This is a genomic window from Pantoea cypripedii, from assembly GCF_002095535.1.
GTDB lineage: Bacteria > Pseudomonadota > Gammaproteobacteria > Enterobacterales > Enterobacteriaceae > Pantoea > Pantoea cypripedii.
Genome location: NZ_MLJI01000001.1, coordinates 3,385,143 through 3,411,725 on the forward strand (window position 1 = coordinate 3,385,143; position 26,583 = coordinate 3,411,725).

The 26,583-nt window shown below is 56.3% G+C and carries 19 protein-coding genes and 2 tRNA genes; 5 read left to right on the plus strand and 16 right to left on the minus strand.

What is annotated here, in order from left to right:
• Positions 1-21: 21 nt before the first annotated feature.
• Complete coding sequence (locus HA50_RS15655) at positions 22-939, minus strand: transcriptional regulator GcvA (RefSeq protein ID WP_084876498.1); 918 nt, start codon at positions 937-939, stop codon at positions 22-24.
• 336 nt (positions 940-1,275) lie between these two features.
• Entirely contained in the window at positions 1,276-1,500 is a 225-nt protein-coding gene (locus HA50_RS15665; protein WP_013510266.1) for a YgdI/YgdR family lipoprotein, read from the minus strand.
• Between the two features lie 211 nt (positions 1,501-1,711).
• Here HA50_RS15665 and csdA point away from each other — a divergent pair, with 211 nt between their 5' ends.
• On the plus strand, positions 1,712-2,917 hold the full coding sequence (gene csdA / locus HA50_RS15670; RefSeq protein ID WP_084876500.1) for a cysteine desulfurase CsdA: 1,206 nt from the start codon (positions 1,712-1,714) through the stop codon (positions 2,915-2,917).
• A 4-nt stretch (positions 2,918-2,921) separates the two neighbouring features.
• Positions 2,922-3,368, plus strand: coding sequence for a cysteine desulfurase sulfur acceptor subunit CsdE (gene csdE, locus HA50_RS15675; protein ID WP_084878560.1), 447 nt, complete (start codon positions 2,922-2,924; stop codon positions 3,366-3,368).
• Here csdE and tcdA read toward each other — a convergent pair.
• Entirely contained in the window at positions 3,365-4,171 is an 807-nt protein-coding gene (gene tcdA, locus HA50_RS15680) for a tRNA cyclic N6-threonylcarbamoyladenosine(37) synthase TcdA (RefSeq protein ID WP_084878558.1), read from the minus strand. The genes csdE and tcdA overlap by 4 nt on opposite strands.
• A 44-nt stretch (positions 4,172-4,215) precedes the next feature.
• Positions 4,216-5,364: a murein transglycosylase A gene (gene mltA / locus HA50_RS15685; protein WP_084876501.1), complete on the minus strand. Its 1,149-nt coding sequence runs from the start codon at positions 5,362-5,364 to the stop codon at positions 4,216-4,218.
• Positions 5,365-5,568: 204 nt separating this feature from the next.
• On the opposite strand from mltA, the gene HA50_RS15690 reads away from it, so the two are divergent.
• A tRNA-Met gene (locus HA50_RS15690) sits at positions 5,569-5,645 on the plus strand.
• 55 nt (positions 5,646-5,700) lie between these two features.
• Positions 5,701-5,777: transfer RNA gene (locus HA50_RS15695), tRNA-Met, on the plus strand.
• Positions 5,778-5,852: 75 nt separating this feature from the next.
• On the opposite strand, the gene amiC is transcribed toward HA50_RS15695, so the two are convergent.
• A complete protein-coding gene (gene amiC, locus HA50_RS15700; RefSeq protein ID WP_139810937.1) occupies positions 5,853-7,097 on the minus strand; it encodes an N-acetylmuramoyl-L-alanine amidase AmiC in 1,245 nt (414 codons plus the stop codon).
• 232 nt (positions 7,098-7,329) lie between these two features.
• Between amiC and argA the strand changes: the two genes are divergently transcribed.
• Complete coding sequence (gene argA, locus HA50_RS15705; protein ID WP_084876502.1) at positions 7,330-8,658, plus strand: amino-acid N-acetyltransferase; 1,329 nt, start codon at positions 7,330-7,332, stop codon at positions 8,656-8,658.
• 177 nt (positions 8,659-8,835) lie between these two features.
• On the opposite strand, the gene recD is transcribed toward argA, so the two are convergent.
• The 11 genes from recD to ptsP form a co-directional block, all read right to left on the minus strand.
• Entirely contained in the window at positions 8,836-10,665 is a 1,830-nt protein-coding gene (gene recD, locus HA50_RS15710; RefSeq protein WP_084876503.1) for an exodeoxyribonuclease V subunit alpha, read from the minus strand.
• Complete coding sequence (gene recB / locus HA50_RS15715) at positions 10,662-14,201, minus strand: exodeoxyribonuclease V subunit beta (protein ID WP_084876504.1); 3,540 nt, start codon at positions 14,199-14,201, stop codon at positions 10,662-10,664. Before recB ends, recD begins: the two co-directional genes overlap by 4 nt.
• Complete coding sequence (gene ptrA, locus HA50_RS15720) at positions 14,198-17,095, minus strand: pitrilysin (RefSeq protein WP_084876505.1); 2,898 nt, start codon at positions 17,093-17,095, stop codon at positions 14,198-14,200. The genes recB and ptrA overlap by 4 nt, the downstream gene beginning before the upstream one ends.
• A gap of 106 nt (positions 17,096-17,201) precedes the next feature.
• Positions 17,202-20,582: an exodeoxyribonuclease V subunit gamma gene (gene recC / locus HA50_RS15725; RefSeq protein ID WP_084876506.1), complete on the minus strand. Its 3,381-nt coding sequence runs from the start codon at positions 20,580-20,582 to the stop codon at positions 17,202-17,204.
• Between the two features lie 82 nt (positions 20,583-20,664).
• Complete coding sequence (locus tag HA50_RS15730; protein ID WP_244193588.1) at positions 20,665-20,928, minus strand: prepilin-type N-terminal cleavage/methylation domain-containing protein; 264 nt, start codon at positions 20,926-20,928, stop codon at positions 20,665-20,667.
• Positions 20,855-21,364 (minus strand): DUF2509 family protein, encoded by a 510-nt coding sequence (locus HA50_RS15735; RefSeq protein ID WP_338117365.1) that lies wholly within the window; start codon positions 21,362-21,364, stop codon positions 20,855-20,857. The genes HA50_RS15730 and HA50_RS15735 overlap by 74 nt, the downstream gene beginning before the upstream one ends.
• A complete protein-coding gene (locus HA50_RS15740) occupies positions 21,361-21,900 on the minus strand; it encodes a prepilin peptidase-dependent protein (RefSeq protein ID WP_084876508.1) in 540 nt (179 codons plus the stop codon). The genes HA50_RS15735 and HA50_RS15740 overlap by 4 nt, the downstream gene beginning before the upstream one ends.
• On the minus strand, positions 21,891-22,361 hold the full coding sequence (locus HA50_RS15745) for a prepilin-type N-terminal cleavage/methylation domain-containing protein (protein WP_084876509.1): 471 nt from the start codon (positions 22,359-22,361) through the stop codon (positions 21,891-21,893). The genes HA50_RS15740 and HA50_RS15745 overlap by 10 nt, the downstream gene beginning before the upstream one ends.
• Positions 22,362-22,542: 181 nt before the next feature.
• Positions 22,543-23,337, minus strand: a complete 795-nt coding sequence (gene thyA / locus HA50_RS15750; protein WP_084876510.1) for a thymidylate synthase — start codon at positions 23,335-23,337, stop codon at positions 22,543-22,545.
• Positions 23,334-24,215, minus strand: coding sequence for a prolipoprotein diacylglyceryl transferase (gene lgt, locus HA50_RS15755; RefSeq protein ID WP_084876511.1), 882 nt, complete (start codon positions 24,213-24,215; stop codon positions 23,334-23,336). Before lgt ends, thyA begins: the two co-directional genes overlap by 4 nt.
• A gap of 111 nt (positions 24,216-24,326) precedes the next feature.
• Complete coding sequence (gene ptsP, locus HA50_RS15760) at positions 24,327-26,573, minus strand: phosphoenolpyruvate--protein phosphotransferase (RefSeq protein ID WP_084876512.1); 2,247 nt, start codon at positions 26,571-26,573, stop codon at positions 24,327-24,329.
• Positions 26,574-26,583 lie beyond the last annotated feature (10 nt).

The following is a 26,583-nucleotide window of genomic DNA, read 5'->3' on the forward strand; positions in this document are numbered from 1 at the left end:
CACTGTGCAACAATCAACGCGTTAGTGATCGTAACGAAAACGAAACTTCTCTTGTTCGGTTGCGGCTTTGGCCAGGATCCACTGTCGAAAGGCGGCTATTTTACCCAGTTCTGCCTGGCTGTCATGACAAACCAGATAAAAAGCATTTTTACTGACCAGTACGTCATTAAAAGGACAGACCAGACGACCGGCCTCGATTTCACTTTGCGCCATCACATTATTGGCCAGTGCGACGCCCTGGCCGTGAATGGCAGCCTGTAGCACCATCGCGCTGTGGCTGAAAATCGGCCCCTGCTGCACATTAATGTGCTGCAAGCCTAGCTGACGCGTATAGGATTGCCAGTCACGTCGTGAAGCATCATGCAGCAGCGTAAAATGCGCTAAATCAGCCGGTGATTTCAATGGATGGTCACCTGTCAGCAGCAATGGCGAGCAAACCGGCAACAAATATTCGGCGTAAAGTTTTTCCACCCGCAACCCTGGCCAGTTACCGCGACCATAGAAAATCGCCACATCCACATCGTCCGCCAGTTTCTCTTCATCACGGTCGACGGCCTGGATGCGCACATCGATGCCCGGATAAGCTGTATTAAAGCTGGAAAGACGTGGTACCAGCCACTGAATCGCGAAGCTCGGCAGCAGGCTCACGGTCAATGCGCCTTTGGCGCTGCGCGCCTGAAGTTTACGCGTCGCATCGTTCAGCGCAGAGAAAATCTCCTTAATATCCAGATAGTAGCTTTGTCCTTCTTCTGTCAGCAAAAGCGAACGATTCCTCCGGCGAAACAGCTTAAGACCGAGGAAATCTTCCAGAGATTTAATCTGATGGCTGACAGCCGCCTGGGTAACAAACAACTCTTCAGCAGCTTTAGTGAAGCTCAAATGACGTGCCGCCGCATCGAAGACGCGTAAAGCATTGAGCGGGGGAAGGCGTTTTGACATGGTTTTCCGTATCCGGGTCAACAGAGTAATACAGCAACTTATGACAAGTCGTCAGGTATTAGTTTTATTAATCCGAGACATTATAAATTGTCCGTTGAGGAAGCTCCAGCAAATACCTATAGTTGCCGCACTTCCTGAGCCGGAACGAAAAGATTTCTGGAAACGTGCGTTAGTTCGCAGACTTTCGGAGAGCTTTTGGCTTGTGGTCGTGATGTTGTGTTTGCATTTTGATCTGACGATTGCAGATCAAACTTTTAATTCCTGTAGATTTACCCTGTCTGTCCATAGTGATTTTACATAGCACCGCAAATTGCGGTGCTTTTTTTTATCTGTCACTTACTGGCCCATCTCAACCATCTCTTTGACATCTGAGCGGTTAATCTGCTGCTGGTTGCCATTGGCATCTTTATAGCTGATCATACCGGTATCATCGTCAACTTTGGGTTTGCCTGAAGCAACAATGGTGCGACCATCATTGGTATGCATCACGTAATTGCTTGAACAGGCGGCCAGGGTAAAGGCCATGGTACATACGGCCAGCACTGCGGCGAGTTTTTTCATTTTCTATCTCCTTGCAGATTGATTGCATCAAACCACCCGCGGGACGCTGAACAGAGGCAGCTTAAAAAAGTGAAATCGACTGGTTAAGGTCGATTCTAAATGCGGGTTTTGGTTTAAACCTTGCAATAATTAGCATAACGCACTTTTCCAGCTTTGCCAGGTAACAGACCGACTTTCAGTCTGGTCCTAAATTCATCACAACAGGCCGGATATGACTATTTTCACACCTTCCGCTTTTCGTCAGCAGTTTCCAGCGCTGGCCGATGCTGGAGTCTATCTCGACAGTGCCGCCACCGCCCTGAAGCCACAGGCGGTGATTGAGGCCACTCAGCAGTTCTACTCCCTGAGCGCCGGAACCGTGCATCGCAGCCAGTTTGCAGCCGCACGCGCCCTGACCGAGCAATACGAGCAGGCGCGAGGTCTCGTCGCCCGCTGGCTGAATGCCGCAGACGATCGCCAAATTATCTGGACGCGCGGCACCACCGAAGCCATCAATCTGGTGGCAAACAGCTGGCTGGCTCCGCGCCTGCAACCCGGCGATGAAATCGTTGTCAGCGAAGCGGAACATCACGCCAATCTGGTGCCGTGGCTGATGGTGGCAGAGGCAAAAGGTGCCAAAGTGGTGAAATGGCCGCTGGGCACGGATCGTCTGCCCGATATACAGCAGCTGCCCGGATTATTGAATGCCCGCACCCGGTTGCTGGCGATAGGTCAGATGTCGAATGTCACCGGCGGTTGCCCGGATCTGGCGCAGGCAATTCGGCTGGCGCATAGCGTGGGTGCCAAAGTGATGGTGGATGGTGCCCAGGGCGTGGTGCATTGCGCACCTGATGTGCAGGCAATGGATATCGATTTTTACGCCTTCTCGGGTCATAAGCTCTACGGTCCGATGGGCATCGGCGTGCTGTATGGCAAGACAGAACTGCTGGAAGCGATGTCGCCGTGGCAGGGCGGCGGCAAAATGCTGACACAGGTGGATTTTAACGGTTTCACGCCACAACCGGTGCCGTGGCGCTTTGAAGCCGGCACACCCAACGTCGCCGGGGTGATCGGTTTAAGCGCTGCCCTGCGCTGGCTTAGCCAGCACAACGCGGAAAAGATGGAAATGTGGAGCCAGCAGCTGGCAAGCCTGGCGGAAGAACAGCTGAGCGCCCTGCCCGGTTTTCGCAGTTTCCGCTGTGGCAGCAGCAGCCTGCTGTCATTTGATATCGCGGGCATCCACCACAGCGATATCGTTACGCTGTTGGCAGAACACGGCATCGCCCTGCGCGCGGGTCAGCACTGCGCTCAGCCGCTGATGGCGGCGTTGGGGGTCAGCGGCACACTGCGCGTCTCATTCGCCCCCTATAATAATTTACAGGACGTGGACGCGCTGGTGCGCGCCATGCACAGCGCTGTGGAATTACTGAGTGAATAACCTGATGAGTACATCCCTGCTCGCCCCGCACCCGTTTGGCGATCTGATTACGGAAGCCAGCCTGACGGAGAAATTCACCCATTTTCACCAATGGGAGGATCGCTATCGCCAGCTGATTCAGTTGAGCCGTCAGCTCCCGGCGTTAGCGGAAGAGTTGAAAACACCCGAAATTGAACTGAGTGGTTGCGAGAATCGTGTCTGGCTCAGCAGCCAGCTGCAAAGTAATGGCACGCTGCATTTTTATGGCGACAGTGAAGGACGTATCGTGCGCGGCCTGCTGGCCGTGCTGCTGACCGCCGTAGAAGGAAAAACGCCAGTTGCCCTGTTACAACAGGATCCACTGGCGTTGTTTGATACCCTCGGGCTGCGTGCGCAGCTCAGCGCTTCACGCAGCAGCGGTTTGCAGGCGCTGGCCGAAGCCGTACAACGTGCCGCGCGCCAGTACGCTTAATGCCCCTGGCGTGCCGCGCGAGCGAGGAATTTCTTCAGCGCGTGCGAAACCGCGATAAAACCAAAGGTGGCGGTCACCATGGTGGCTGCGCCAAAGCCCGCCGCGCAATCCATGCGTTTCGGGCCTTCCGCCGTGCTACGTGATGCACAGACGCTGCCATCCGGTTGCGGATAAACCAGCGCTTCGGTGGAAAACACGCAATCGATGCCCAGCTTACCTTTGCTGTTTTTCTTCACGCCGAAATCGCTTTTCAGTCGCTCACGCAATTTCGCCGCCAGCGGATCCTGAATCGTCTTCGCCAGATCGCTGACCTGGATCTGTGTCGGATCGATCTGCCCGCCTGCCCCACCGGTGGTAATCAGCGGGATCTTGTTGCGGCGACACCAGGCAATCAGCGCCGCTTTTGGCCGCACGCTGTCGATGGCATCAATCACATAATCAAAGCCGACGGGCAGAAGCTCGGCGGTATTATCCGGGGTGATGAAATCATCGATGCAGATCACCTCACATTCCGGGTTGATCGCGCGGATACGATCCGCCATCACCTCGGTTTTTGCCTGGCCGACTTTGCCCTGCAACGCGTGGATCTGCCGATTGGTGTTGGTAATACAGACATCATCCATATCGATCAGGGTGATTTTGCCGATCCCGGTGCGCGCCAGCGCTTCTGCTGCCCAGGAACCTACGCCACCAATACCAATCACACAAAAATGAGCATCGGCAAAACGCTGCAACGCGTCCTGCCCATACAAACGCGCCGTGCCGCCAAAGCGTTGCCGCCAGGCGTCGCTAACCACTGTCATAACCAACCTTTTGTTCATGCGGGCCTGCTTGCCCGCAGAGAAAATTAATTCGAACCTAACAACATCGAACCATTATTACCGTTTTGCGGATTACTGAACAGCGGCTGACCCGCCCCCGGTGCCGTTTTCAGCACCCAGACACGACCATAATGGTTATAGAAACCGGCCAGATGGGCGGCATCCGGGCCAACGCCCTGGTAGATGTCGAAATGCTGGCCCTTGATCGCGCCGCCGACATCCAGCGCCACCATCAGACGCATTTCATATTTACCGTTGAACTTGCCCTTCTCATTTAACTGCGGCACTTCCGCCAGCAGCGCTGTCCCGGCCGGGATCAGTGAGCGGTCCGATGCGACAGAGGCTTTGGCAATCAGTGGCACGGCGCTGGCACCGCGCACCGGTACATACTCTTCCGGTTTGAAGAACACGAAGGATTGGTTGGTTTCCAGCAGCGCACGCACTTCTTCTGGCGAATGGTCCTGCGCCCACTGACGAATGGCCTGCATCGACATGTCTTCGCGTTTCACTTCTCCACGATCGATCAGTTCTTTACCGATGCTGTGGTAGGCCCAGCCGTTTTTACCGCCGTAGCCGAAGAAACGCAGTGGCCGACCATCACCGAAATCGACATAGCCGCTACCCTGCACATCCATCATAAAGTTATCGATGAGCGAGTTACTCCAGGCAATCACGTAGCGATCGTCGAGACCACCGCTATAGATAGACGCCCGGCTTGGTAATTTTTGCCCGCTTCTGCGTGGCGGCATACGGTAAATCGGGTACTGGAATTCGCCCTGACGGGCATAACGCGCCTCCACAACCGGCGTGTAGTAACCGGTGAACTGAACGTTACCGTAGTTATCGGTGCCTTCCATCTGATAGGCATTAAGACCGAACTGACGCAGCTGGCGGGTATCGCCGCCGGACATCAGCCAATTCTCAATCGCGCTGTAGGTGCCGGTGTTACGACCATACAACCCGGTAGACGCAGACTGGATCTGACGAACCTGATCGCCAAAGTCTCTGCCATTAACCGGACGCCCTTTGGCATTGGGCTGATTCACCAGCGCCAGCGGCTCATCCAGCTTACCATCAATATATTGCTGACCACGGTCCGTAGGTTTGGAGCTACAACCCGCCAGCAGCGCGAGAAATGCGCCAGTAAGTGCCAGCTTCACACGATTTGCTTTCATGACCTTCTCTTTTTATCGGTTGTTTGCACCGCGACGATAGCAAAGGGGCAGACAGAATGAAATCGGCCACCGGGTATCGCGTCCACAGCTGTATAGTTAATAACCTAACGGCGAATTTATTCACCAACTAACTGGAAATTTTGTGCTTTCTGTCAAAAAGGGGTTGCATCATAGCGAACCCGGAGTATAGTGCGCATCCACGGACGCGGGGTGGAGCAGCCTGGTAGCTCGTCGGGCTCATAACCCGAAGGTCGTCGGTTCAAATCCGGCCCCCGCAACCAACTCTTCTTAGTWATGAAGAGAGAAAATGTGAAAAGTCGCACAGCGACAGACGGACGCGGGGTGGAGCAGCCTGGTAGCTCGTCGGGCTCATAACCCGAAGGTCGTCGGTTCAAATCCGGCCCCCGCAACCAATACAACCAGACACCTTAACGGGTGTTTTTTTGTTTCTGGCGTCCGGTAAATTGTGGCCTCCCTGCCACAATCCTTTAGCGATGCGCCAGCACCGCCCCTTTCTCAAAATACGCTTTGATACCATGCAGGATGGCTTCTGCCACCTGATGCTGATAACGCGCGGTGCGCAGTTTCCTCTCCTCTTCCACATTACTGATAAACGCGGTTTCCACCAGAATTGACGGGATATCCGGCGCTTTCAGCACCGCAAATCCGGCCTGATCCACCGTGCGTTTATGCAGGTGATTGATATGCCCCATCCGCGACAACACTTCTTTGCCGAATTTCAGGCTGTCGTGGATGGTCTGACGCTGCACCATATCGAACATGGTGTGGTCGAGGTAGCGATCGCCGCTCATGCTGACGCCGCCAATCAGATCCGATTCATTCTGGGTTTGCGCCAGAAAACGGGCGGCGGCAGAGGTCGCCCCGCTGGTCGAAAGCGCAAACACGGACGAACCGCGTGCCGCCCGGCTGGTAAAGGCATCAGCATGAATCGACACAAACAGATCGGCACGCTGCTTACGTGCTTTCGCCACCCGCACCCGCAGCGGAATAAACACATCCTCGTTGCGCGTCATATAGGCTTTCATATTGGGTTGTTTGTCGATTAACGCCTTCAGATAACGCCCCATCTTCAGCACGATATCTTTTTCCCGTGTTTTGAGTTTGCCATGCGCGCCAGGATCTTCCCCACCGTGTCCCGGATCGATCATGATAATAATCGGCCGATCGCGTCCGGCTTTACCCGGCAGCGGTGCCTGGGCAGGTTGATCGCGTTCCAGATCGCCCTGGTTGTAATCCTGCAGTAACGCCAGTAAGGGATCCTCTTCCGGCTGCTGCTGACTGGGATAGAGATCCACCACCAGCCGATGCTTTATCCCGGCCACCGGTGCTAAGGTGAAGGTACGCGGTGCCACGCTGCGCTTCAGTTCCAGCACAATGCGTACCGTATTCGGGTCGAACTGACCCACGCGTGCGGTCCGGATATAGGGATCATCAACGCGCACCAGTTTATCGACCCCTTTCAGTACCGGATTGATATGCAGATTGTCGATGTCGATAACCAGACGATCGGGATTGCTGAGGGTGAACTGCTTGTATTGCAGAGGAACGTTCGATTCCAGCGTAACGCGTGAGTAAGTCGATGAAGGCCAGATACGCACAGCAACGATATGCTGGCTGGCCGCCAGACCACTGCGGCTGACGCTGAGCAGCCATAATGCTCCCGCGCCCTGTAATAATCGTCGTCGTGAAAAAAAGGGATTTACTCCGGACATGACGCTCCAGCTACTGTGTAATGTCTAAAATATCGCCAGTTAAGTAAAAGAAGATGAAAACTTTATCCCGTCCATGGAGCCTTTTCACTTCGGAAAAGCCAGATAATGCAGGCTGTTAGCGCAGGTTGCATCAGGAAAATCGTAAAGTAACGTCAGGTCTGGCGCTTGCATTACGTCGCGATAAAGCATAAAAATACAAAAATTTCGAATAATCATTCACAGAGGGTTTGCCGTGAAGGAACGTAGTACCGAACTGGTTCAGGGTTTTCGCCACACCGTTCCCTATATAAATGCCCACCGTGGCAAGACCTTTGTCATCATGTTGGGTGGCGAAGCCATCGAACATGAAAACTTCTCCAGCATCGTTAACGATATCGGCCTGCTGCATAGCCTGGGCATTCGTCTGGTGGTGGTGTACGGCGCCCGCCCGCAGATTGATTCCAGCATGGCGCAGCAGCAACTGGAACCGATTTATCACAAATACACGCGCGTGACCGATGCTCAATCGCTGGAGCTGGTGAAGCAGGCGGCGGGCCGTTTGCAGCTGGATATCACCGCACGGCTGTCCATGAGCCTCAACAACACGCCGTTGCAGGGCGCGCATATTAATGTGGTCAGCGGCAACTTCATTATTGCCCAGCCGCTTGGTGTGGATGACGGTGTGGATTACTGCCACAGCGGACGCATTCGTCGTATCGATGAAGAAGCGATTCATCGCCAGCTGGATAACGGTGCCATTGTGTTGCTCGGTCCGGTTGCGGTTTCCGTGACGGGTGAAAGCTTTAACCTGACCTCGGAAGAAGTCGCCACGCAGCTGGCGATCAAACTCAAAGCGGAAAAAATGATTGGTTTCTGTGCCGAACAGGGCGTGACCAACCGCGATGGCGATATTATTTCTGAGCTGTTCCCTAACGATGCCCAGGCGCGTATCGATGAAATGGAAAGCGACGGCGATTTTCTCTCCGCAGCGGTGCGTTTCCTGCGCGGTGCGGTGAAGGCCTGCCGAAGCGGCGTGCGTCGCAGCCATTTGATCAGCTATCAGGAAGACGGGGCGCTGTTGCAGGAGTTGTTCTCACGCGACGGTATCGGTACGCAGATCGTGATGGAGTCCGCCGAACAGATTCGCCGCGCCACCATTAATGATATCGGTGGCATTCTTGAACTGATTCGCCCGCTGGAGCAGCAGGGAATTCTGGTACGCCGTTCACGCGAGCAGCTGGAAATGGAGATCGACAAGTTCACCATCATTGAACGCGACAACCTGACCATTGCCTGCGCGGCACTGTATCCCTTCCCGGACGAGCAGATTGGTGAAATGGCCTGCGTGGCAGTGCATCCGGATTATCGCAGTTCTTCGCGCGGTGAAGCGCTGCTGCAACGTGTGGCTTTACAGGCACGTCAGATGGGCCTGAAAAAGCTGTTCGTGCTCACCACCCGCAGCATTCACTGGTTCCAGGAACGCGGCTTTACCCCGGTGGATATTGAGTCGCTGCCGGAAAGTAAGAAGAAGATGTACAACTATCAGCGCCGTTCTAAGGTGCTGATGGCCGATTTGCGTTAGTCGGGCCGATTACCGCAATCAAGGTAGCCACCGTCCTGATCGTCAATCCCTGGTCGGCATCAATGCCGACCAGGTCAATAACCGCACTGATCCGTAGCGGCGCGATTTATCGCGCAGTGTTCAGCGATACCCAGGTCAAAAAACGCGCAATAAATTGCGCCGCTACGACCGGGTGCGTTACAGCCTCTCCAGCAAGCCACTCCTGCGCTGGGTGCGTAGCTGCACCGCACGTCGGAACACACCGTCATCGCTGTACAACGTCAGCTGCTGGCGCGCACGGGTAATGGCGGTATAAATCAGCTCACGCGTCAACACCGGTAGAAATTGCGCCGGCATCACCAGCGCAGTGTGATCAAATTCTGAACCCTGTGATTTATGCACCGTCATCGCCCAGGCGGTATCATGTGCCGGTAATCGGCTGGGTTGCACCGCTTTAATGGTGCCATCCGGTAACGGAAAGAACACCTTCAGCACCCCTTCCTCGTCGGGTAACGTGATACCGATGTCGCCATTAAACAAACCCAGCGCGCTGTCGTTGCGCGTTATCATCACCGGTCTGCCCTGATACCAACGGCTGCCGCCCGTCGGGCGACGGATCAACTGCAACTGAATCAGCTTTTGCTCAATACGCTGGTTAAGTCCCTGCACGCCAAACGGCCCCTCACGTAATGCGCAGAGCAGCTGATAACGGCCAAAAGCATGGATAATATCGGCGGGATCAGCCCGCCCGGCCACCAGCTGCAGATAAGGTCGATAGCCCTCCGCAACCTGAGTTAGCATGGCCTGATAAGCCTGCGCATCGCTCAACGGCTGACGGGTAATATCGCTAAAACCTGCGCCAAACACGCGCTCAACTTCCGCCACATCGCCCTGGTTCACCGCCGCCGCCAGCTTGCCAATGCCTGATTGAGCATCAAAGCGATAGCTTTTGCGCAGCAGACAGATGGCGTCCCGCACCAGCGGCGCTTCCGCGTCTTCCCTGCCCGGCACGTCGCAGCCGGTGAGCTGGCTGAGCTGAGTTGCCCGTTCCAGGCTGTAACCGGCTTCGGCACAGCGACAGATATCCCCCAGCACCGCCCCCGCTTCGACCGACGCCAGCTGATCGCGATCGCCGAGAAAGATCACCCGCGCTTGCGGCGGCAAGGCCGCGATCAGATTCGCCATCATGCCGAGATCGACCATTGAAGCTTCATCCACCACCAGCACATCCAGATGCAACGGATTACCCGCATGATAGCGCAGGCGTTGCGTCTCCGGCTGGGCACCCAGCAGGCGATGCAGGGTGGTGGCTTCAGCCGGAAAAGCCTGCCGCTCCGTATCGCTAACCGGAAGTTGTCGCAGCGCTTTGCCCAATGACTCCGTCAGACGCGCGGCCGCTTTCCCGGTCGGCGCGGCCAGCTGAATACGCAGCGTACCGTCACTCAGACGAATCAGCGCTGCCAGCAGTTTCGCTACCGTCGTGGTTTTGCCGGTGCCGGGACCACCGGAAATCACCGCAGTTTTTTGTGTCAGCGCCACCGCAGCGGCAATCTTTTGCCAGTCCTCTGGCTGTATGCCAAACAGCTGGTCCAGCACCTGGCGTATTGCCTCGGCAGCAAAGTGCTGCGGCGCGGCATCTGCACGGAAAAAGCGTGCCACCTGGCCTTCGTTTTGCCACAACCGATGCAGATAAAGCCGCTGCTGCGCCAGCACGACAGGGGTGGCTTGCGCGCTATCGCTTAGCGCGGACCAGCCCTGGAAGACCGCCAGCCAGTCCTGCGGCTCACCGGCCGCCAGCCAGATGGCCTGCGCCAGCTCAGGATGGCGACCATTAAATAATTCATCACGCGTCAGTTGCGTCAGCGGCAGACAGACGTGCCCTTCTCCCGCTTCGGCACTGAGGCATGCCGCGGCCAGCAGACGCGCAGGCTGGCTGTCATCAGCCACCAGACAAGCAAACTGGATATCAAGCGGACGCAGTAAACGCAGTTCCATCGCCTGAGTCAGCAAGGCGGTCATGCTACTCATGATGTCACTCCCTGCCCGCTGAACAGGCTATCCAGCTGTGTAATAAACTCGCCGGATGGCCGGGTGTGAAACACACCATTGTCAGGCGAGCTGCCATCCATACCGCGTAAAAACAGATAGAACACCCCACCAAAATGCTGCTCATAATCGTAATCAGCCAGCCGATGGCGCAGATAACGGTGCAGCGCCAGGCTATACAACTGGTACTGTAAATCGTAGCGGTGGTCGATCATCGCCTGAGCCATCGCCTGCGGCGTATAGGCGGTATGGCTATCGCCCAGCCAGTTGGATTTGTAATCCAGCAGATAATATTTACCCTGCCAGCGGAACACCAAATCGATAAAGCCCTTCAGCATGCCCTGCACCTGACGAAAATCGAGGACCGGGGCATGCTGCGATAACCCATCATGGCTGCGCACCAGCGCATCCATTTCTTCAGCGCGCAGCAGGCCATTAATCGGCAGATAAAACGCCATCTCGACCAGGCGATGTTGTGGTTCAATGCCCGCCAGATGAATTCCCTCAGCATTAAGTGGGGTACTTACTACCCTGGCAATCCAGTCACTGAGCATTGGCTGCCAGTGCGGTGGATAACCATTTTGTTGCAGATGCTGCAACAGCAGCTCTTCGCTGGGTGGCTGGGTAAAATCCAGCGACTCAAACAGTTCATGCAGGAAAGTACCGGGCGCCGCACCGCGCGGGAAATGATGTGGCGTCAGTGCAGAAGGTTGTGGCTCGCCCGGCTCGTCTGCCGCTGCGTCCACATCAAACCCCGGCATCACTTCCAGCAAACGGCTGCTGCCGTGCTGTTGTAAACCGGAGTAGCTGGTAACACGCCAGGGATCGGCCAGCGCACGTGTCACTTCACGCGCATTTAACGTCGTCTCACTGACGGCCTGAGATTGCCAGCGCGTCGCATCAGCATCACCGGCAGGCACCACCTCGGTTGCTGCATCATTCATTGCTGCCAGCAGTGCAGCCAGTTGCTCCGCCGTCGTAGCCTCACCGCGTTGCAGCAGAAAACCGAGTGCGCTTTTATGCAGATCGCTTGCGCCCTCTTTCTTACGGGTGCCGCGAAACAGCGGTGCCACGCCAACGCTACAGTGATAAACCGAACGCGTCAGCGCCACATACAACAGACGCAAATCTTCCGCCAGACGCTCCTGCTCGGCTAATTCCAGGCTGGCCTCATCGTTTTGTAAATCCAGCACCGCACCAAAGCTTTCCCGGTCGTGATACAACGCGGTATCGGCTTCACGGAAACCGGCGGCAAAGGGCAGCCATACCAGCGGATACTGTAAGCCTTTCGATTTATGGATAGTGACGATCTGTACCAGATGACGATCGCTTTCCAGACGCAGCTGCTGGCTGGCCGCCTGGCTATCAGGACGGGCAATCTGCTGCGCCAGATGGCGTACCAGCGCATGCGGGCTGTCGAGCTGAGATGCCGCCTCCTGCAACAACTCGCCCAGATGCAACAAATCGGTCAGATGGCGCTCACCGTTTTCCGAAGCCAGCAAATTTTCCGCCAGCTGCCGCTCCTGCATCATCTCGCGCAGCATCGGCAGCACACCACGTTGCTGCCACACCAGTTGCCAGCGGGCAAAGGTGTCAACCAGCTGATCCCAGCCGCGCGCATCCTGATCGAGTGCATCCAGTTGCGCCGCATCAAAAGCAAACAGTGACGTTGCCAGCGCAGTACGCAGCATCCGCTCCTGCTCCGGTGCCAGCACCGCCTGCAACAACCACAGCAACTCGCGCGCTTCCGGGGTGGTATAGACACTGTCGCGATTCGACAGGTACACCGATGGAATCGCCAGTTGGTTCAGCGCTTCGCGAATCAGGTTCGCCTCGTTGCGGCTGCGCACCAGCACGGTGATGTCCGAAGCCTGTACCGGGCGCAGTGCCGGTGCTTTCCCCAGCAACGCACGCTGTTCATGACCCGCCTGCAACCAGTGGCTGATATCAGCCGCACACTGCTGCGCCATCAGTTGCTGGTAATCGCCCACGCTGCATCCCTCACCGGGTTGTAGCCAGAAGCGTAATGCGGCCTGCGGTTGCTGATCGAGATTCAGCGTCAATGCCTGATTTGGCTCAGCAAAGTGCACCGGCAAAAACGGAATATCGGCGAATAAAAAAGGCGCATCAAGGCGGCTAAAAAGCCGGTTGACGCTTTCAACCATCGGCGGTGATGAGCGCCAGTTGGTATCGAGGGTATAGTGGGCGCTCACATCATTACGGGCGCGGATATAGGTAAAAATATCCGCACCACGGAACGCGTAAATCGCCTGTTTGGGATCGCCAATCAGCAACAACGCATGCTCTGGCTGGTTAACGTAGAGCGTGCTGAAAATGCGATATTGCAAGGGATCGGTGTCCTGAAACTCATCAATCAGCGCCACCGGAAAGCGCTGACGAATCGCCTGAGCCAGCTGCGGGCCTGCGGGCTGTTGCAGTGCTTCATCCAGTCGGCTCAGCAGGTCATCAAAACCCAGCAGCGCATGCAGCCGTTTTTCTTTCCGCACCGCACTGCGTACTTCGGTCAGCGCCCGGGCAATCACCAGATCGCGCAGAGAAATCGGCTGCGCCAGAAACTGGTCAATCGCAACAAATAACGCATGCTCAGGGGCTTCACCTTTTTTGGTCTTCTCAATCAATACCTGCTGACCAAAACGTGCCAGTTCCGCTGGCACCTGATAATCATGGGTTGCGCTTTGCGCCCACAGCGAAACTTTGCTGACCCAAAGCGGCAGGTTTTTGCTGCTGTAACTGCGCTTATCGACCCCGGAGCCGCTAATCAGGTTACCGATGTCTTCACCCACTGCCGCCCAACGTGCTTTGATGTCAGAAATACGTGCCAGGTTTTGCGCATGGCGTGCCGCCAGCGTTTCGTCAGGTGCGGGGGGAGACTGCAATGTCGGGGTCTCGCCCTGTAGCCAGGGGCGTAAGGTTGTCAGCAGCTGCTCCGGGCCGCTCCATTCCGCCACGATGGCACGCGCCACATCCAGCGTCAGCGGATAGCAGTGGCGTCGCCAGAAATCCGCCGTCGCCTGTTTCAGCAACAGCTGTTCATCCTCGATCAGCTGCTGTTCAAACAACATGCCGGATTCAAACGCATTCAGGTTGAGCATGCGCTGGCAAAAGCCGTGGATGGTGAAAATCGCCGCCTCGTCCATTTGCCGCTCTGCCGCCAGCAGCAAAGAAGCCGCTTCCGCCGGTTGTGGCATTTCCTGTAGCAATTGCGCCAGCATCGGATTGTTGCTGTGCCCGCGAATGCAAGCCAGCCGCAATTCGTGGATATTTGCCCGGATACGACCACGCAGCTCAGCAGTAGCGGCTTCGGTGAAGGTAACTACCAGAATCTCTTCAACTGAGAGCGGGCGGGTATAAGCCCGCTCGCCCCCCAATCCAAGCAGCAAGCGCAGGTAAAGCAAGCCGATGGTAAAGGTTTTGCCGGTCCCTGCTGAGGCTTCAATCAGCCGCTCACCACGCAATGGCAGCGTCAGCGGATTGAGCGATTCAGGCAGTAAACTCATTTGTCGTCACTCTTCACCGGCAGCGACTGCTGCAACTGCGAAACTTCCTGCCAGGTGGTCCAGCCAGGCAACTGGGCATAATCGTCTTTCACCGTGCCATCATGGCTGCCGCCAATCTGCGAAATCATCGCCATGCCCTGCTGTGCCAGCACTGCCTGATGGAAGAAATCTGCCAGGCCGGCAGGGGTCAGCTGTTTGATCTGGGCAACCACGTTTTCACGGGTATCAAAGGCAAAGTTCTGGCGATTGAAATCACGGTTGTAGCGATTGGCTTCTTCATCCAGCGTCTGCGGACGCTGTTGCAGATCGTTGATCATTGCCTGCTGATACTGGGCGAACTCTTCCGGTTTCATATCACGCAGGCGTTGTTCGGCCTGTGGATAGAAGGCCTGGAAGCGCTGCAACAGGTAAGCCGGTTGCTTGCTGTTGCTTTGCAGCAGGAAACCGATACCCCACTGGCGTCCCACCGGCATCTGGAAGGCAAACACCGCATAACCCAGCTGCTCCACCGTACGCAGTTGGTTATAGAACCACGGCTGCACAATCTGGCTGAGCATAGAGCTGCTCGCCATGCTCTGGTATTCGCTGTAACCGAGCGGCACATAGAGCGCAGCCAGTGCCGAATCGGTGCTGCTGCCCGCTTTTTGCATGTTGGCTTTGATCGGCTTATCAATCGCCACATAGTTGCTGTGCCAGTAAGTGTGGCCGTCACTCTGCAATTGCTGCTTCAGATCTTCGCCCAGCTGTTTGACCCGATCCGCAGAGAGATTACCGACCACGATCATTTCTGGTGTGGCGTGGTGAATCAGCGCATCGCGATAGTCGGTGACCTGCTGCAGGGTGATATCTTTCACCAGCTTACGACGCTCCTCACGCTGGGTATAAGGTAGCTGCGACAGCATCTGCATCGGCTGAATCGCCAGTTCAAACGCTTTGCCTTTATCCGCCGATTCCAGCTGATCAAGATACCAGGATTTCGCCTGTTCCAGTTGCTGCTGGGTTGGCGTGAAGGTGGCGTAACCTTCCACCAGCTTTTTCAGCAGTTCCGGCAGACGCTGGGTAAAGCCGCTGGCGTTAAACTCCAGACCATCATTTTCCCCGGTAGAGAAGCTGATACCCCCGACTGATGCCTGCGAGTTCAGCTGATCCAGCGCCAGGCTGGAGAGATAATCATTCAGGCCAAATAACACCTGATGCTGTGCATCACTGATCGCCGCTTTATTTCGCAGCGCCAGGGTGATCGCCGCTTTCGGTTCACTGGCGTAATACTGACTTGGCATCCAGAAAATACGCATGCTGTCGCCCGTGGTCAGTGCAACGGGATGGGTGTAGGTTTTGCCATCGGACGGCATGATGGAGAAGTCCGACGGGATATAAGGGTTCAGGGTGGGTAATGACAGCTGAATCGCACTGGCGCGCTGCTGCCAGTCACTGAACTGGGCATCGCTGATTTTATCGACCTGGTAAGGCGCATTAACAAAGTAGGCTTCTTTGTTATGCGGCTCCTGTGGGCTGATATACCAGATACGTGCATTCTGCGGCGTCATCTCCGCCAGACGCGCCTTGATGGCGGCGGGATCATAGTCATCGGCCAAATACGGGGCGTCCAGCGCATGCTCAATCGGCACCCGCAGCATGGTATCAACCAGCCATTCGATGTAATCCATGTCGCGGGTGATGGAGGGATAACGGAAATCCAGCGCCAGCACATGGGAAACTTCATCAAAATAGCCTTTATCGATGCCTTTGCTACGCAGCATATCGAGATAGCTAAATATTGCTGCCACCACCTCATCACGCTGTGCCAGACCTTTGTCGGTCAGCGAGACGGTAATGGCAAACACGCCGCTGGTGCGTTCGGTCATCGGGTCAGCACCGGCATTGACACCGTCCGCCAGCCCCTGACGTTGCAGCCAGTCATTCAGGGTGTTTTTGCTGCGATTCCCCAGCACGTAGCTGATCAGCGTGTCGGTCTTACTGCGGAAACGGTCGCTGTTGTTAGCAATGCGGAACTCCACTTTCAGCTGCTTGCGTGGCTGGGCGGGCACGTAATGAATGATGATACCTTTCTGCGCATCGGTCACCACCGGCACGCTGATATCCGGCACGCTGGCCTGGTGATTCGCTACACGACCAAAGGTTTTAGCGGCGATATCCGCCATCTCCGGCAGCGGTTTGTTGCTGTAAATCACCGCTTTCATCAGGTTAGCTGAGTAGTGGCTATGGTAGAAATCAAGCAACGCCTGATGCAGCTGGCTACCCGGTTTGTCCTTCAGCGTATCAAGATTGCCGCCGGAAAAACGCGCGCCGGGATGCGCCGGGTTGAGGGTTTCTGCGCCCACCTGCGCCATACGCAGGCCATCGCGCGAGCGTGCCATCGTCAGCTCGGCATTGACCGCGTGACGTTCACGATCGGCATTGACCGGATCGAGTAACGGCTCAGCAATAGCATCCGCCAGACGATCTACCGCCGGTTGCAGCGCATCATTCTCCACTTCGAGATAGAACGCCGTGCGATAGGACGCGGTACTGGCGTTATGGCTGCCACCGTGTTTTTTCAGGAATTCTGCGAGGTTATCCGGCTGGGGATAGAGCTTCGATCCCATCAGCACCATATGTTCGAGATAGTGCGCCAGGCCCAGTTGCTGATTAGGATCGTCCAGCGATCCAATCGGCAATGTCAATGCTGCCAGTGACTTAGGTGCGGCGGGATCGGAGACCAGCAGGACGGTCATGCCGTTTGTCAGCGTTATCGCCTGATAGGCGCGTGGATCGTGATCGCTTTTACGAATGGTTTCATTGACTGGCTGCCAGCCGCGCTGCTCATCAGCCACGGCAGTTAAAGCCGTGATGCTAAGCAGCAGCGCCGCTATCCAGCGTGCGTAAATCCGCATTTAAACCCCTTACTTTACCCTATACCGCTGGCTGTGCACCCGGCGGCCAAAAAAATGACTTTTTATTATGGTGAGGACGACATCCTGTAACATCGTCACCCAATTGCTATTCATCATCGTGATGCGCGAGCCGCACCGGTAAATACCAGCGCCGGGCAGCATCAGTGATTGCCTGAAGTGCCGTGTCATCAAGCACACGACTCAGGCGCTGCAGGTAAGGATCACTGCCCTCACCTTCCAGCTGAAAACCACCCTGCCAGGCCTGTATTAGCCGGCTACGCGCTTTTTTCTGCGTGACCTCATCATCCAATAGCTGACGGGTTTTCGCGTCAAAACTCGCTTCCAGCCAGGCACCACCAGATTTGTTCAGCAGCATAAGCGGCTGTGCCAATCCGGCCTGATACCCGGCCATGTACTCCTGCAACAGGCTCAGCGCCTGTTCTCTGCCAATCGCACTGAAACGCCAGTGACTTTGCTTGCGACCATACATACGGCTTTCGCCGCTGCCCCCCAGGGCGCAATACACCAGATGTTCCAGCCACAGCAGTAAACCATCATTCATATTGAGCACACCGGGACGCCAGCGCAGCAGTCCATCAGCTTGCACCTGAGTTAGCCAGCCGGTCAACTGCACATCGCCCAACGGCAGATCTACCTCCCAGCTTTCCGCTGCCTGGCGCTGTCCACTGACTTCAGCTGCCACTTCCTGCATCTCTTCGGTCTGGCTTTGCCAGAAAAGTTCCCCAAATGCGCCATAAGGAAGATTTCCTGCTGCGCGGTGGCGGGCATACAGCTGCGCTGGATCCTCACCTGCCACCAGGGTATTCAGCAACTGCGCGTTGATCTGATAGCGTTCAAGGCTGTCGGGAGAGAAGGGTTCGCTATCAGGCAATTCACTCTCTTCCATCCAGAAAGCCACGCCCAGCCGCTGTTGAAACCAGGCGCGTACCGGATGACGCCAGAAACGCAGCAACTGTTCCAGCGACACCGTGGTCAACGGCATCGCAGCCAGCGGCTGGACGAAGTCAGGCTGCGCCTCACCCCGCCCGGCTGCGGCAGGCAACCACTCGGCGGCAAAACTTTGCCCATAGCTGCCCGGCTGGAAATTTTCTGCGGCAAACGGCATACGACTATGCAGCGTTTGTAAATGTTCACGTACCCGCTGCTCGCTGATATCCGGTTCAGCCCCTTCATCCCCCGGTAGACAGAAACTCTGACCAAGATAATCAACCAGTTCCGTCACCAGCACCGATGGATAACGTTCGGTATTGTCCTGAATAGCGCGTCCGATGTAGCTGATATATAACTGTTCCTGGGCGGAAATCAGTGCTTCGAGGAACAGATAGCGGTCATCATCCCGTCGGCTGCGATCGCCTTTACGCATTTGTTGCTGCATCAGGTCAAAGCCCAGTGGTGCCAAAGTGCGCGGATAGACACCGTCATTCATGCCCAGCAGGCAGACGACTTTGAAGGGTATTGAACGCATGGGCATTAGCGTACAGAAATTAACCGGCCCGGCAAGGAAACGCTGGCTGATGCGCTGCTGATCGAGACGTGAACGCAGTTCATCGCGCAGCAACGTGACCGGAATCGGCTGGGCATAAGCCGCCTGCATGCCTTGCTCAATAATCTGCTTCCACTGGTTTTCCACCAGCATCAAAGCCGCTTCGCTTTCGCTATCGCCGCTAAAGAAGCTATCCATCAATTCACGGCATAACGGCAGCCAGTCGTTAAGGGGTCGTTCCTGTGCCAGCCGTGCGCGCCAGGCCTCCAGCCGTGAAAGCAACTCCGCCAGATGGCCTGCCAGTTCGGCAATCAATCCGGTGGATTCGTCATAAGGCAGAATTCCCTGCCAGTCACCGTTCTGGCTTTCCAGCGCGTAACCCAGCAGCATGCGTTGCAAACCAAAGCGCCAGGTGTGCTGACCGGTGACCGGCAGCGCCAGTGCCTCGACGCTGGCATCATCCAGCCCCCAGCGAATCCCGGACTCCATCACCCAGCGACGCAGCAGGCGTAAACCGCTTTCATCCACCGAGAAACGCTGCGCCAGCGCCGGGACTTCCAGCAACGCCAGCACCTCTTCCGAAGCAAAACGGCTTTCCGGTAACGACAACAAGCTCAACAACGCCAGAATGGCCGGATGTGCCTGACTGGCCCTGCGGTCAGAGATGGCAAACGGCAGATAACGGGATGAGGGGGCGCTGGCGAACGCCGCCTGGATAAAGGGCGCGTAACTGTCGATATCTGCCACCATCACGATGATATCGCGCGGTTTCAGTTGCGGATCGGCCTCCATCAAGGCTAATAAATGATCCTGTAGCACTTCGACTTCGCGCTGCGCGCTGTGGCAAACCTGAATCGTCAGCGAACGATCCTGTGGATCCAGCAAACGCTTGCTGTGGCTGCCCGCCAGCTCTCCGGCACTTACACCAATCACCGCATTATCTTCCAGGTTGAGTAAATCAGCCTGCAACGCATGCAGCAGATTGTCGGGAGGGATATCAACAAAGGCATCGATATCGTTGGCGGCAGATTCCATCTGGCTGAGCAGAAACAGGTTATCGCGCCCCAGCTTGCCCCACGATGCCAACAGCGGATTGGTTAACTGTTGCTCACCAGATTCATTAAATAGCGCGGAGGCTGCCGCAGGATCACGAAACAGGGGTTGCTGTTCATCGGAATGAATGCGGCGACGCTTGCGGCTTTGGAGTTTAGCCAGAAACGCATAATCCTGAATATCCCCCCAGTAATCACGGCAGGGATTAGTGAACAGCAGATGAATATCGATATGGCGACCCAGCGCTTCCAGAGCCTGGAGATAGACCGGGGGCAGCGCGGAGATGCCGCAGATAAACACCCGCTGCGGCAGGCCTGGCGGTGGGCTGCTGGCCTGTTCCAGCGTCTGGATAAAGCGGGCATATAAATTGGCACGATGCCACAGCGGCTGGCCAAGGCTTTCCGTAAAACTGACCAGATCACACCATAACGCCGCCTGCCACTGCTGCGACTCCCCTAAGCCCTCGATCAACTCACCACGCTCCCAGCTGTTAAGCCAGTCAGCGCGATACACCAGATATTGGTCAAACAGGTCGGCGACACGGGCGCTGAGTTGATACAGCTTGCGCTTATCCGCATCGTCATGCAGGTAATGGCGCAGCGACTGAAAAGCATCCTGCTCCAGCAACGTGGGCAGACGATGCATCAATTTCCAGCTCATGCTGGCTTTGGTAAAGGCGCTTTCTTTGGGAATATCCGGCAGCACCTGCACAAACATGTTCCAGATAAAGGTCGCGGGCAGCGGGAAATCGATGTTCGCCGCAATGCCAAAACTGTGCGCCAGTTCCATCTGTAACCATTGCGCCATACCGGGGCTTTGTACCAGCACCTGCTCCGCAGCAAGTGGGTCGGTAAGCGGTTGGTTTTCAATCAGAATTCCAGCCAGATTTTTAAGCAGGTCAAGCTGATTGGAGTGGTAAACCCGGAACATGAAGTCTCCCGTATAAAAGTAAAACTGCGCAGCCTGGTCACTCTACCCTGTATCGCCTGGGATGCCTACCGCAAGGACGCAATCAGGGAGAAGGACAATTCAGCCGCGCCAGTGAAGCCTCGCGCTGTTGCGGGCTGCTGACGGTCACCCGTTCCAGTATGCAGCTGCCTGGCTGAGGTTGCTGCTGGCGTTGAATTCGCCAGCCTGCAACATCGCGACCAAGCAACGCCTGGCCTGCAACCTGCCATGCCTGACGCTGCTGCCATTGCTGGCTAAAACCCAGCGCCAGCGCCCGGTGATAATGCAGCAGCGCGCTGATGCTCATCGCCAGCAGCAGCATCGCCACCAGGGTTTCTGCCAGGCTGAATCCTTGCTGCTGCCTGACACAACGCGGCGTCCGCCAGCGGGCAGTAATCAATCCAGCCATGCGCCCGAAACCTGATTTGATTACCCTGTAACGAGACCCAATGCCAGAGCGCCAGCTCTCGCCCGGTACCACTTCCCTGTAATAACCCACGGTCGTCCTCCATGCGGAGCAGACAGCTGCGCCACTGCTCCGTCACCCACCACTGGCATTGCCAACCCGGCGTCTGCGGCCAATGCTGTACTTTGCCCCATTGCAATGCGCCTGCCGCCAGCCAGAAATCCTGGTGATGCTGCTGTTCATCAGCGACCAGAACCATGTCCTGCGCCAGTCGGGTACGGGTGGCATGTAAGGTCAGGCCGCCCATCAATAGCACCATCAGCACCATACCCAGGGTGCTATTACCCGCCTGTTTCACAGGTTATCTCCCATCAGCCAGCTCTCCAGCTCAACCGATTGCCGACCCGCTTTGCCCGTCAGTTGCACGATCAGACGCTCTGCCTGGCGCTCGACTCTGAAGTGGGTAACGGTCAGAAAGTCAGGATCGGTTAAGCGTTCCCAGCCCGCGCTGTTGCACTCATCGACGCCACGCTGCATCTCGACCTGGCCACTGCGTAAGCGATAGCCATAGAAATCGCTATCGCTATGGCCGACACCTTCCCAGCGGCCGTTGCTGTTTTCATCCCAGCGCAGCAGGATGCAGCTGCCATTTTCACTCAGCGTCAGCGCCGGACCGCTGCACTCACCGTTACAGTAACCCGCGCGGCGCAACGCTTTTTGCAGCGTTTGCGTGATTTGCTGTAGCTCCAGCTGCAACTGGACCCGCTGTTGTAAACCCAGATTTTCCGCCAGCAGCAGCGGCAAAAACCGCCCCACGCTGAGCATCAGCACGGCCCCAACCGCCATCGCAATCAGCATTTCCAGCAGGCTGAACCCCGCCTGCCTTATTCGCATCCTTTCTCTCCCGCCGGACAGGCACGAATGCGCGCGCGGGCTGAGATAATCACCCGCCAGCGCCCGGCGCTGCTTTCAATATCCATGCTGCCCGCCCTGGCGACATCACGGCGGCCATAAAAGCCCGGTTCGCCCGTGATACTGACGAGGCGCACGCCCGCATGGGGTGGTGTAAAGATCCAGCGTGATGCTGACAGGCATCCGTCCACCGGGCGCGTTCCACTGCCGATACAGCCGGGATCGCCGGATTGCAGCCACAGGCTGGCATCCGTGTTATGCCAGCTGGCATAGGCGCGCAGCCGCAGTAAAAAGCCCTGGAGTTGCAATACGCTTTCCCGTAACTGCTGATGCTGTTGCCAGCGTTGCCAGCCCTGCAAAGTTCCGAGGCTGAGCACACTGGCGATCACCATCACCAGTAATAACTCCGGCAGGGTAAAGCCGTTTTCATCGTTTCTGTTCATGACTATCAGGCTGCGCTGAAGCCTTTAATGGCTCAAGCAGAGAAGCCGCATTCTGGAAAAGCGGGCGCAGGAAAAGAGAGGGAGATGACAGAGAAATACAGGATTTTGCGAGGCGCATTCCGGGGGATGAAACAAAAAAGCCCTGCGCTCAGGCAGGGCTTTGGGGCACACATTCTCAGGTTTAAATCGCGACGGGCGCTTTGATCGCCGGATGCGGATCGTAACCTTCAATTTCGAAATCTTCGAACTGATAATCAAAGATCGAGGCGGGCTTACGCTTGATAACCAGCTTCGGCAGCGGACGCGGTTCGCGGGTCAGCTGCAAACGCGCCTGTTCCAGGTGGTTGCTGTACAGATGGGTATCGCCACCGGTCCAGACAAAATCGCCCACCTCAAGGTCACACTGCTGCGCCACCATATGCACCAGCAATGCGTAGCTGGCGATATTGAATGGCAAACCGAGGAAGATGTCGCATGAGCGCTGATACAGCTGGCATGAAAGCTTGCCATTCGCCACGTAGAACTGGAAGAACGCGTGGCAAGGTGCCAGCGCCATCTGATCCAGTTCACCCACATTCCACGCCGAAACGATGATGCGGCGCGAATCCGGGTCGCGTTTCAGTTGCTCAATCACGCGGGAAATCTGGTCAATCTCTTCACCGCTGGCGCTGCCCCAGCTACGCCATTGCTTGCCGTATACCGGGCCAAGATCGCCGTTTTCATCCGCCCATTCATCCCAGATGGTGACGTTGTTGTCTTTCAGGTAACCAATGTTGGTTTCACCTTTCAGGAACCACAACAATTCATGAATGATGGAGCGCAGGTGGCATTTCTTAGTGGTCACCAACGGAAAACCATCCTGCAAATTGAAACGCATCTGGTGGCCAAAAATGGAGAGCGTGCCGGTGCCGGTACGGTCGGCCTTTTCTGCGCCTTCATTCAGCACATGTTGCATCAGATCAAGATACTGTTTCATTTTACCTCTCGCGGTTGTTGCTGTGGGTGACGACGATACGCCCAAATCATCATAATCACGCCAGCCAGAATCATTGGAGTCGAGAGAATCTGCCCCATACTGATACCGCCGTCGAACAGACCCAGCTGCGCGTCCGGCTGACGGAAGAATTCAACAATAATACGGAATGCACCGTAGCCAATCAGGAACAGTCCTGACACACTGCCCATCGGGCGTGGCTTGCGAATAAACAGGTTGAGGATGATGAACAGCACCACCCCTTCCAGCATCAGTTCATACAGCTGCGACGGATGACGCGGCAGTACGCCGTAGGTATTCAGCAGGGATTGATACTGCGGGTTAGTGGCCGCCAGCGCCACGTCTTCACTGCGTGAACCTGGAAACAGCATGGCGAATTTAAAATCAGGTGCCACGCGGCCCCACAGTTCACCATTGATAAAGTTACCGAGACGACCCGCACCGAGGCCAAATGGGATCAGCGGTGCAATAAAATCAGAGACCTGGAAGAAAGTCCGTTTGGTACGACGGGCAAAGATCAGCATAACCACGATCACGCCCATCAGGCCGCCGTGGAACGACATCCCACCATCCCAGACTTTGAACAGATACAGCGGATTCTCAAGGAACAACGGCAGGTTGTAGAACAACACATAACCGATGCGGCCACCGAGGAATACGCCGAGGAAACCCGCATACAACAGGTTTTCCACTTCCTCTTTTTTCCAGCCGCTGCCTGGCTTGTTGGCTCGACGCACCGCCAGCCACATAGCGAATATAAAGCCCACCAGATACATCAAACCGTACCAGTGGAGCGAAATCGGCCCGACGGAGAAAATCACCGGGTCAAATTGGGGAAAAGCGATATAGCCGTTAGTCATCTTTCACCATGGAATTTTCTGCCCTGAAAACGGTGTGGCCAGGGGCAATGCAATAAAGGCTGCGCATAATAGCACAGCGGTGTTTTCATAAATGTCGCAGAAATGTAAACCTTAGCGACCACCGCGAATCAATCCACCCAGGCCGCGTCGCTCCATAAAAGCGGAAACCTGATGGCGGACTTCCGAAGCGGTGTGAGCCGCCACGACCTGCTCGCTCAGCTTCTGCGTTTCTTCTTTGTCGAGATGACGCAGCAGATACTTCACGCGCGGGATATTTTTACCGTTCATACTGAGGTGGTGATAGCCCAGCCCCACCAGCAGCGCGACACACATCGGATCGCCAGCCATTTCACCACACAGCCCCAGCTCCAGCTTGGCCTTGTGGGCTTCCTGCGCAATGGTCTGCAACGCGCGCAACATCGCCGGATGCAGCGGATCGTAAAGATTCGCCACGCGCGTATTGTTGCGATCCACCGCCAGCAGATACTGGGTCAGATCGTTGGTGCCAACCGAGACAAAATCGACACGATCCGCCAGATGCGGGATCAGAAACAGCATTGACGGCACTTCGATCATCACGCCAATGCGCGGCTTCGGGATGATGTAACCAAGCATCTCTTCCACTTCCCGCCCGGCACGATCAATCAGACGCCGCGCGTCCTCGATCTCATCAATATGGCTGATCATCGGCAGCAAAATGCTGAGATTGCCCGAGGCCGCATTGGCGCGCAGCATGGCGCGCACCTGCACCAGAAAGATTTCCGGCTGGTCGAGGGTTAAGCGGATACCGCGCCAGCCGAGGCAGGGATTCTCCTCGCTAATTGGCATATATGGCAATTGCTTATCCGCGCCGACATCCAGGGTACGCAACGTCACCGGCTTGTTGTGGAACAGTTGCAGCATGCCCTGATACTGCGCCACCTGCTCCTCTTCCGACGGGAAGCCGTTTTGCAGCATAAAAGGAATTTCGGTGCGATACAGGCCAATGCCATCGACCCAGCTGTCGAGCGCGCGCTCATGTTCCGGACTGAGACCAGCATTGAGCATCACCTGCACGCGTTCGCCGCTTTTCAGCTCGCCCGGTTGCTCAACCACATCTTCGGCCATTTTGCTCAGCGCGTTTTCTTCGCTGATCAGCCTCTGATATTCCTGCACCAGCACCGGCTCAGGATCGATCAGCAACTCGCCGCGATAACCATCGACAATCAGCAGGCGTTTGTTGAGTTGGGCAGGCAGGATATCTGCCCCCATCACCGTCGGGATACCCATGGCTCGCGTCAGGATCGCTGCATGAGAGTTGGCTGCGCCATCGCGCACCACCACCCCTGCCAGCCGCTCGTGAGGCAGTTCGGCCAGCGTGGTTGCGGTGAGCTCATCAGCAACCAGCACAAAACGTTCCGGCCAGGCATTGGTGCCCACCAGGGAATCATCGAGGTGGAACAGCAGACGCTGGCCCAGCACGCGCAGATCCCCGGCCCGCTCGCGCAGATATTGATCCTGCAAGCTGGCAAACTGGGCGGCAAACTTCTCGATCACCGTTTTGACCGCCCATTCCGCGACGGATCCGCGTTCGATCTCGGCAAACAGATCTTTTTTCAGGCGCGCGTCAGTCAGCAGGTGCGAATACAAATCGAAGATCGCTGCACTTTCTTTCTGCACGCTGGCGGTGAAACGTTTACTGAAGCGGCGGAATTCATTGGCGGCCTCGCTCATGGCGACGGCCAGACGGTCGCGTTCACGCTGCACATCCAGCGTTGAAGCAGCGGAAACCTGATCAAGCAGAGGTTGGGTCTCATCCACCCAGCCTGGCGCTACCGCCACGCCCGGCGAAGCAGCAATGGCTTTTACCCGTGACTGACGGAATTGACCAAACAGCTGACCCAGCTGCGATTGCGACAGCAGTGCCGCCATCTGGGTGGCCAGCGTGACCAGAAAAGATTCTTCGCTTTCGTCGAACTGACGATGCTCACGCTGCTGCACCACCAACACGCCCAGCAGCTGACGGCGGCTGATAATGGGCACGCCGAGGAAGGAGCGATAGCGCTCCTCTTTCACTGAAGGGATGTATTTGAAGCTGGGGTGGCTCTGCGCATCAGCGAGGTTGATCGGTTCGGCCAGGCGGCCAACCAGACCCACAATACCTTCGTCAAATGCCAGCGTTACCGTGCGGCCACGCGGTTTTTTCAGCCCGCGTGTTGCCATCAGGTAATAGCAGCGACGATCGTGATCAGCGAGATAGACCGAGCAAACCTCGGTCTCCATCGCAAGGCAAATCTCATTTACCAAAAGGTCGAGTGCTTCATTCAGACGCGGCGCACTCGCCACTTTTTCTACTATTTCGCGCAACTGAGTGAGCATAAAGGGCGTG

Bases quoted from the DNA above. Each gene is read 5' to 3' on its own strand.
- HA50_RS15665 (WP_013510266.1), bottom strand. From the start codon at position 1,500: ATGAAAAAACTCGCCGCAGTGCTGGCCGTATGTACCATGGCCTTTACC.
- amiC (WP_139810937.1), bottom strand. From the start codon at position 7,097: ATGTCCGGAGTAAATCCCTTTTTTTCACGACGACGATTATTACAGGGC.
- recD (WP_084876503.1), bottom strand. From the start codon at position 10,665: ATGAGTAGCATGACCGCCTTGCTGACTCAGGCGATGGAACTGCGTTTA.
- ptsP (WP_084876512.1), bottom strand. From the start codon at position 26,573: ATGCTCACTCAGTTGCGCGAAATAGTAGAAAAAGTGGCGAGTGCGCCG.
- HA50_RS15655 (WP_084876498.1), bottom strand. From the start codon at position 939: ATGTCAAAACGCCTTCCCCCGCTCAATGCTTTACGCGTCTTCGATGCG.
- thyA (WP_084876510.1), bottom strand. From the start codon at position 23,337: ATGAAACAGTATCTTGATCTGATGCAACATGTGCTGAATGAAGGCGCA.
- HA50_RS15740 (WP_084876508.1), bottom strand. From the start codon at position 21,900: ATGCGAATAAGGCAGGCGGGGTTCAGCCTGCTGGAAATGCTGATTGCG.
- tcdA (WP_084878558.1), bottom strand. From the start codon at position 4,171: ATGACAGTGGTTAGCGACGCCTGGCGGCAACGCTTTGGCGGCACGGCG.
- ptrA (WP_084876505.1), bottom strand. From the start codon at position 17,095: ATGCGGATTTACGCACGCTGGATAGCGGCGCTGCTGCTTAGCATCACG.
- lgt (WP_084876511.1), bottom strand. From the start codon at position 24,215: ATGACTAACGGCTATATCGCTTTTCCCCAATTTGACCCGGTGATTTTC.
- mltA (WP_084876501.1), bottom strand. From the start codon at position 5,364: ATGAAAGCAAATCGTGTGAAGCTGGCACTTACTGGCGCATTTCTCGCG.
- recB (WP_084876504.1), bottom strand. From the start codon at position 14,201: ATGAGTTTACTGCCTGAATCGCTCAATCCGCTGACGCTGCCATTGCGT.
- csdA (WP_084876500.1), top strand. From the start codon at position 1,712: ATGACTATTTTCACACCTTCCGCTTTTCGTCAGCAGTTTCCAGCGCTG.
- HA50_RS15745 (WP_084876509.1), bottom strand. From the start codon at position 22,361: ATGAACAGAAACGATGAAAACGGCTTTACCCTGCCGGAGTTATTACTG.
- recC (WP_084876506.1), bottom strand. From the start codon at position 20,582: ATGTTCCGGGTTTACCACTCCAATCAGCTTGACCTGCTTAAAAATCTG.
- csdE (WP_084878560.1), top strand. From the start codon at position 2,922: ATGAGTACATCCCTGCTCGCCCCGCACCCGTTTGGCGATCTGATTACG.